5 protein-coding genes are annotated in these 7,662 nt (G+C 41.2%); 1 reads left to right on the forward strand and 4 read right to left on the reverse strand.

The window, feature by feature from the left end; genetic code table 11:
* Positions 1–94 precede the first annotated feature (94 nt).
* The 4 genes from CALSC_RS05330 to CALSC_RS05345 form a co-directional block, all read right to left on the reverse strand.
* Positions 95–1,507, reverse strand: a complete 1,413-nt coding sequence (locus CALSC_RS05330; protein WP_088240366.1) for an aromatic ring-hydroxylating dioxygenase subunit alpha — start codon at positions 1,505–1,507, stop codon at positions 95–97.
* A gap of 115 nt (positions 1,508–1,622) precedes the next feature.
* Entirely contained in the window at positions 1,623–2,663 is a 1,041-nt protein-coding gene (locus tag CALSC_RS05335; protein ID WP_088240367.1) for an endonuclease/exonuclease/phosphatase family protein, read from the reverse strand.
* 147 nt (positions 2,664–2,810) lie between these two features.
* Positions 2,811–6,293, reverse strand: coding sequence for a transcription-repair coupling factor (gene mfd / locus CALSC_RS05340; protein WP_088240368.1), 3,483 nt, complete (start codon positions 6,291–6,293; stop codon positions 2,811–2,813).
* 276 nt (positions 6,294–6,569) lie between these two features.
* Complete coding sequence (locus tag CALSC_RS05345; protein ID WP_200817572.1) at positions 6,570–7,292, reverse strand: class I SAM-dependent methyltransferase; 723 nt, start codon at positions 7,290–7,292, stop codon at positions 6,570–6,572.
* Between the two features lie 63 nt (positions 7,293–7,355).
* On the opposite strand from CALSC_RS05345, the gene CALSC_RS26275 reads away from it, so the two are divergent.
* Positions 7,356–7,499, forward strand: a complete 144-nt coding sequence (locus CALSC_RS26275; RefSeq protein WP_159460567.1) for a hypothetical protein — start codon at positions 7,356–7,358, stop codon at positions 7,497–7,499.
* Positions 7,500–7,662 lie beyond the last annotated feature (163 nt).

Here is a 7,662-nt window from a genome sequence, read left to right on the forward strand (position 1 = left end):
AAGAATATTAAGGTTATCACGATTGCTACCATAGCAAAATGAAAACTTCTTTTGAAAGGTTGATCACCAAATTAACTATTCATTCCCCCTCAAGTTATTTATCTGGGAAGTTTCGAGGTGGAATTTCCTCACCTTGATGAAATTTTTGCTCTAAATTGCCTAAACTCAACCAAATTCCTCCGCCAATAATAGCAGCCAAGCAGGAAACAATGACTGTGATATTAGGTATGTGATTTTGAGTTAAGATTAATATAGGCATTAAGCTCCAATAGAGTGCGATCGCTACAGCTAATCCCATCCTAATTCGTTGCAAGTTCATCAAAGCTCTGCGGCAACTCCCACATTTTTCTGTGTGAGAATGGTATCTATCCAATAAAGTTGCTGTGGGTAATGCCGGAGGTAAGGTTTTGCCTGGAAATGGATCAATACTATATTGATTCACCCAGGTGCGTAGTTGAAATACAAATAAGTCAGCTTTGGTAGGCAAATAAAATGCCTGAGTAAAATTACTGCTGCCTCCCTGTGCTTCTAAATACCTTTCTTGGTAATGGAGAAAAATTTGGTCATCTTCCAAAATCTGATTTTGACTTGTGTGTGAATACCATCGGGGGGTCAACTTTAAGAATATTCCCGGTAATTTTGACGAGAATTTGAAAGGGAAAATGGCAAATAAGCGACATTCTCCTTTACGAATGGGAGTGGCGTAAACTACCGTTAATGTTCGACCAAACTGTTTAGAAGTGAGGTCATGCCACATTAATCCAGGAGCAATGAAAGTAGTATCTTGTTTGCCTAAAGTACCTTTACGAGGGCCTTCTTGCCACACTCCTTTAAACCCCCACTTGCCTGATTCTACAACCTCTAGCTCAACGGGAGATACATTGGCTCGTTTGCCTACTGTACCGTGGTGGGTATAAGGAATATGACTAGAATCTAGAACATTTTCCATTAATGTCAGGGCATCATAGGGTAAGTCTCGGAAGGTATTGAGACAAACCCAGCCATCTGGTTCTGATTCCAAGGCATCAACAACAGGAATCTTAGTTTTTGCAGCATTTTCAGCTTCACCAGGATATACAAATAATAATCCTTGGCGCACCGCAGTGGGTAGGGAATTTACACAAGCACGTTGGGAACCCTCAGCCTTACTTCCTTCCCGTTGTTGAGGTATATATTCACATTTACCTGTTCCAGAAAAAGACCAACCATGATAAGGACATTCTAGCCATCCTTGCTGATTAATTCTTCCTTGGGAAAGGGGAGCTAAACGGTGGGGACACTGGTCTAGAAATACTCGCCAATCCCCTTGATTCCTATCCCACCAAATGACAATATTCTGTTCTAATAATGTGAAGCGAGTTAGCTGAGATTTGTTTAAATCTTCTATATAAGCAACAGGATACCAAGCCTCTTGCCAGTCAAAGCGTTCTGGATCGATTCCACCAGCAGGAAGTGCTTGTATTGCTGTAGTTTGTTTATTTCCGGTTGTTAAAACACTGTTAGACATGGTGGGATTTGCGAACAATGGATTTGCTATCTACACAAAATGTAACAATTTTTGGGAAATAAAGCTCATCACCTATCAATCAAACTATTTTGGATATATTCCCTCCATCACTCCATCATTCTTCCCTGGCTATATTCCAATCAGGAGATTTAGGTCGTTCATGTAGCCGTAATTCTAATAGTAAAGGTAGATGGTCTGAGCCAATATTAATACCAGGTTTATGTTTCATGGTTGTGAATGCCTTACTGTACAAGCAATGATCAATAGGAATCCTCAGAGGTGCTGGTAAACTGGCTAACCACGTGGTTTGGAAACCATATCCCTGCTGAGAATTATGTAACTCACTATTTTTTAATAGGTGACGAAATCGACTTGACCAAGGGGTGGTGTTAAAATCTCCAATGATCACTACTTGTTTCCCTGCTTTTTGTTGGATTTGACTCCAATTAGCTACAGCATCAAACTCTGTCTGTTGAAATTCAGATGTTCCTGGATTGCGGGAACGAGTGACGTGTAAGCTAAGAATGACAAAGTCTGTTTCACCTATGGAGAAGACGGTTTCTATGAGGGGACGTTCGGAGTAGTCAGGTAAATGGATGGTTTGAATCTCTTTAATTACCAGTAGTTGAGTTGGTGATGTTGGTAAGAACAATGCACTACCGTGGGAATTTTCCCTGGGTTCTGCGGTAATCAATTGATAGTTGTGTAAATGCTTTTGCAGCTGATTTAACCAGGATGGGGTGATTTCCTGAAGTAAAACTACATCAGCAGTTTGGGAATTAATATATTTAATTGCCTGATCCATGTGAGAATTATGGCGATCAAGGTTAGCGTGCAAGATACGCAAGGTATGGGTTGGTGCATTAATTCCGGGAGATTTGTGATGATGGGATGGAAGAAAAAGGGGTAAAACAATTACTAGGTTAATCGTTAGAGGAAACAACCAAACTAGACTCCAACGTTGCCGTAAAATTCCACCAATTCCCAATGCAATTAATAATATCTGACAGTACTGTAACCTGGGATGTTCTAAAAGTTCAAAGCCCCACCATAAATTACTGGCAAATCCTAGTATGGTGGCTGTTGTGGCTAAGATTGCGAAGAAAATTGTACTGATATTGACAAATCGCCAGCAGGATTTAATTATAGGCAACATGATAATGGAATTCGGCAGATTGGTCAGCCCCTTGTTTTGTAACCCATGTGAAAAAACGACATGAGCGGAATTATGGGCTTCGAGGTTTATCCACTTCAAAGCCCATAAATTAATTTATTACTTATTACTTATTACTTATTACTTATATTACACCGCAGTAGTCTCAGGAACCCCAGAGGACATTTTTTCCAATACATCTATCAAGGTTTGCAATTGTTTATCTGCTTTGACAACTGCTAAACCCCTTGCTGTTACCTTACCAGGGGAGTAAACAAAACGGTTTCTCATCGTTTCTGTTAAATTCTCAGCTAATAAATTCCAAGCAGGTTCTTCCATTGGTGTTTCTAAGACAATATGCTGCTTATTTTCCGGCTTAATGCGGCTAAATCCTAGCTTTTTCGCCATTTGCTTGAGTTCCATAACTCGCAATAATTGAGTCGCTGGTGGAGGAACTATACCATAGCGATCGCCCCATTCGGCGGCGATTAATGCTAGTTCTTCTCTAGATTTAGCTGTGGCGACGGCGCGATATGCACTGACTTTTTGGTCGATGTCGGGGATATAATCGCTGGGAATTAATGCTGTGAGGTTCAGATCGATTTGGGTATCGTCAACTTTCGGTATTTCTTGTCCCCGGATTTCCCGGATGGCTTCTTCTAACATTTCCATGTATAAATCAAAACCAATCACATCCATTTGTCCGGATTGTTCTGCACCTAGTAAGTTACCTACTCCGCGAATTTCCATGTCCCGCATTGCTAGTTGGTAACCGGAACCTAGTTGAGTAAATTCTTGGATTGCCCGTAATCGCTGTCTAGCAGTATCAGATATTTCTCTTTGTTGGGGATAAAATAACCATGCATGGGCTTGGATTCCCGCACGTCCTACCCTTCCCCTCAATTGGTACAACTGGGATAAACCAAAGCGATGGGCATCTTCTATGAGGATGGTGTTGACCCTAGGAATATCTAAACCAGATTCAATGATTGTGGTACAAACTAACACATCAGCTTCCCCATTACTGAAGGTGAGCATGATTGATTCTAACTCCCCTGGATCCATTTGCCCATGAGCAATGGCGAGTTTAACTCCAGGTACCATTTCCCGAATTGAGGCTGATTTTTCTTCAATTCCTTCTACACGGGGAACTACGTAAAAAACTTGTCCTCCCCGGTCAATTTCTTGACGGATAGCACTGCGGATACTGTCCGAAATCATGGGGGAAAGGTGGGTTTTGATGGGGCGACGGGATGGTGGAGGGGTGGTAATTAAACTCATTTCCCGAATCCCAGAGAGGGACATATATAGGGTGCGGGGAATGGGTGTGGCGGAAAGGGTAAGTACGTCTACTTGGGTTTTCAGGGATTTAATTTTTTCTTTTTGATTGACTCCAAATCGTTGTTCTTCATCTACTACCAATAGTCCCAAATCTTTGAAAGTAACTTTTTTGCCTAAAAGTTGATGGGTTCCTACCACCACATCTAATTCCCCTGTTTCCAATCGCTTTTGAATTTGTCGTCGTTCTTCTGGGGTGCGGAAGCGGTTGAGTAAGCCAACGTTGATGGGGTAGGGAGCAAAACGTTCTTTGAGGGTATGGTAATGCTGTTGAGTGAGAATGGTGGTGGGTGCGAGGAGAGCGACTTGTTTATGAGCAGTCACGGCTTTGAAAATCGCCCGAATTGCCACCTCAGTTTTACCAAAGCCTACATCCCCACATACTAACCGATCCATAGGGCGATCGCTTTCCATATCCCGTTTCACATCCTGGGTTGCTTTTAATTGATCCGTGGTAGGTTGGTAAGGGAAAGATTCTTCCATTTCCTCTTGCCAAGGCATATCTGTGGGGTAAGTAAATCCTTCTTGTTTGGAACGAGCTGCATATAACTTCAGTAAGTCCACTGCCAACTTTTTAATGGCTTTGCGGACTTTATTCTTAGTATTTTCCCATACCTTACCCGTCATTTTATTCAGTTGGGGTGGTTTGGATGTGCTGGTACGTAACCGGGACAATGCCCCTACCTGATCTGCTGCTACCCGCAACAAGCCATCGGCATACTGTACCACCAAATAATCCCTGGTTTCCTCATTGAAGGTGAGACTTTCGAGTTTGACAAATTTGCCTACACCGTGGTTTCTGTGAACAACATAATCTCCTGGACGCAATTTATTGGGATCTACTTGTTTGGAAGCAGCTTGTCGGCGTTTGCGGATGTAGCTAGGAGTCGCCAGGGAATGCTGTCCATAGAATTCCCGATCTGTAATGATAATCAAGCGGAAGGTAGGCAGAATAAAACCTTCCAATTCCGCTAAACCAGAATATTTGAGAGCAACAGGGGTATGGTTAAGTTGTAACTTGTCAATTGCTTGGTAGTCCCGAGGATTGGGAATAAACTGAGCTGGACAATCGTGTTCCTGGAGCAGAGATACAGAACGGCTTGGCTGTGCAGACATAATCCAGACAGCAAAATTGCGATCGCGTTCTTGTCGTAATGTTTCGGCAATTTTGGCAAAGGCGTGGGGGGTGACAGGTATGGAACGGCTGGCTAAATTTATACCATTATTTTCCTCTGCCAATTCCGACAAATGTATAGTTTTAAATCTTGATAAATCCTCCAGAGAATCATCTAAAATCCGGTGAATTTGGGGTAAAGTATTGCCTTCATTGTCGATAAATTGCCATTGTTCTTCGGCATTTTCTACCCAGCGATCGCTATGGGCATGACATTGTTCTGGTTCATCAATAGCAACTAAAGTATTTTCTGGTAAATAATCTATTAAAGAAGCTGGTTTGTCAAAGGCTAAACCTAAAAAGCGGCGACTTCCTTCCAGAATTTGTTGTGTCTCCAAAGCCTCCTGTTCTGACTCGGACAGATAGGGTTCGATGACAGACAAATCCCCCATGTGAGCCATGAGAATTGGAGCAAAACTAGTGGGAGTGAGAATTAACTGCTCAATTTTATCCAGAGCAGAACGCTGAGTAGAGGGGTCAAACTCCCGAATTTTCTCAATTTCATCCCCAAACCATTCCAACCTTACAGGTAATTCGGAAGATACGGGAAACACATCTACAATATCCCCCCGGCGACTCCACTGTCCTTCCATTTCTACCATTGGTACTCGCTCGTAACCAAGGTGAGTCACCTGTTGGCTAAATTGTTCCAAACCCCACTCCATCCCTTGCTTAAGAGTCATACAGAAGGGAATAAAGGTATCTTTTGGGGGTAGATGTGGTTGTAGAGCCGCATGGGTAGCTACAACTGCTACATTTGTTGACTGCTTTTCTTCTCCATTTTCTGGCACCAAATCAGCAAGAACTTGCATTTGTCCCCACGTCATTTCCAGTTCTGGATCAAATGGTTCATAGGGGGAAGTTTCAGAAGTGGGGTAAAAATGTACAGTTTTCCATCCCATAGCTTCCAACTGAGAAGTCCAGCGACTGGCTTCTTCCAAAGTGGCGCAGACGACAAACAAATTTTTATCCCCAGCAGTGGCTAATGCTGAAGCTACCAAACCTTTCGGTAAACGGGGAAACCCATTTAAATGTAAATGTTTTTGTTTCTCTAGTTTGGTAAGAAATTCATTAGAGAGGGAGGAGCGTCCCAAAGCACGCACAATGCAAGAAAAAGCCATAATTCTCTAACTGAGGTGGAAGTTGGTTAAACAAGCAGTTAAGCTCATATTGCTTTATAGGGTTAGGCTGATATTGTATAGCTATACACAGGGATATTGCACAATTCAGCACAACTTGAGCAAGAATTGGTGAATACTTTAACTATTGTAGAAGTATGGAGAGGAATATTGCTTTGTGGTGAATTAACCGATCCTGCTGGCTAAAGGTAGAGTCAAAATCATGGAAATATTATACGAGTTCCTCCATTTACCATTCTAATTTTCAATATTTGTCAATTAAGAGGATAAACCAGTTTTGTAGAAACACAATACTTGTGTAGTTACAAAATCATCTTGATATAAGCACTCAAATTTAGGGAAGTTGTGTTTGCGGGTGATTTCAGATAGTGTATTTTGAGTTTCAGGAAAATCACAAGTAGATATATGGTTTTCAATCATCGAATACTCTTGAGATGAGATTAAATACCAATCTTTACGCACATGATTTAGGTAACGTTTAATAAAATTTTCTCGCTCCTCTTCTGCCAATCGAATCACATCAACAATAATCAGTATTCCATTAGATTCGAGTAGATGAGATATTTGACTAATAACCGATTCCTTTTCCTCTAGGCTTAAATGATGAAGAGCAAAAGAAGTCATCACAACATCAAATTTATCGTCTTTCTGGTTGACTAATTGATTGATAGCTGTAGAAATATCATCTTGGATAAAAGTTTTTTTACAGGGGATTGCCTCCAGATTGCGCTGAGCAATTTCTAAAGCTGCTGCCGATAAGTCTATACCCTTGTAGGCAGAAATAGAAGTATTGAATAAAGATTTTGTCGTGAAGCTAGCATCACCACATCCCAAGTCAAGCAAAGAAAAAGGTGTTTGCAAGTGGTTAATAAGGAAATCATGCAGGATACTATAAATTTCCTTATGCCCCATGTAATTATTATTCAGTACTTTTTGATAAAGTTGCCACTGTTCGTTAAAGAACTGATTATCTGCGTTCATTTGTGTGTATATGTGATTAAATGGCTACAAATATCTACTTAGGAATAAGGAGATTATAGGGTAATGGGTGAAAATCAGGGAAACTTGAATGCTGAATCTCAAGTATCATCAATCAAAGAAGATTGGGGTGGAGATGATAGTGGGCGCATGAACCTATCCGGTAAAAGTACAGCAATTTCCCCAGTTTACATACAAGGATCACTTTAATATCCTTCCTACACACAAGATTGATGATGGTGGCTTATCCTTTGTACGAGTTGATCGGGATCTATCAAAACTGGGAACAGTCTTGTCATATGCACATGGATGATAAGCAGTAAAGTCAATCAAAGTATAATATTGAAGACTACCTAGCATTCACCGCACTCTT

It is taken from the genome of Calothrix rhizosoleniae SC01 (genome assembly GCF_900185595.1).
Classification (GTDB): Bacteria; Cyanobacteriota; Cyanobacteriia; order Cyanobacteriales; family Nostocaceae; genus Calothrix_A; species Calothrix_A rhizosoleniae.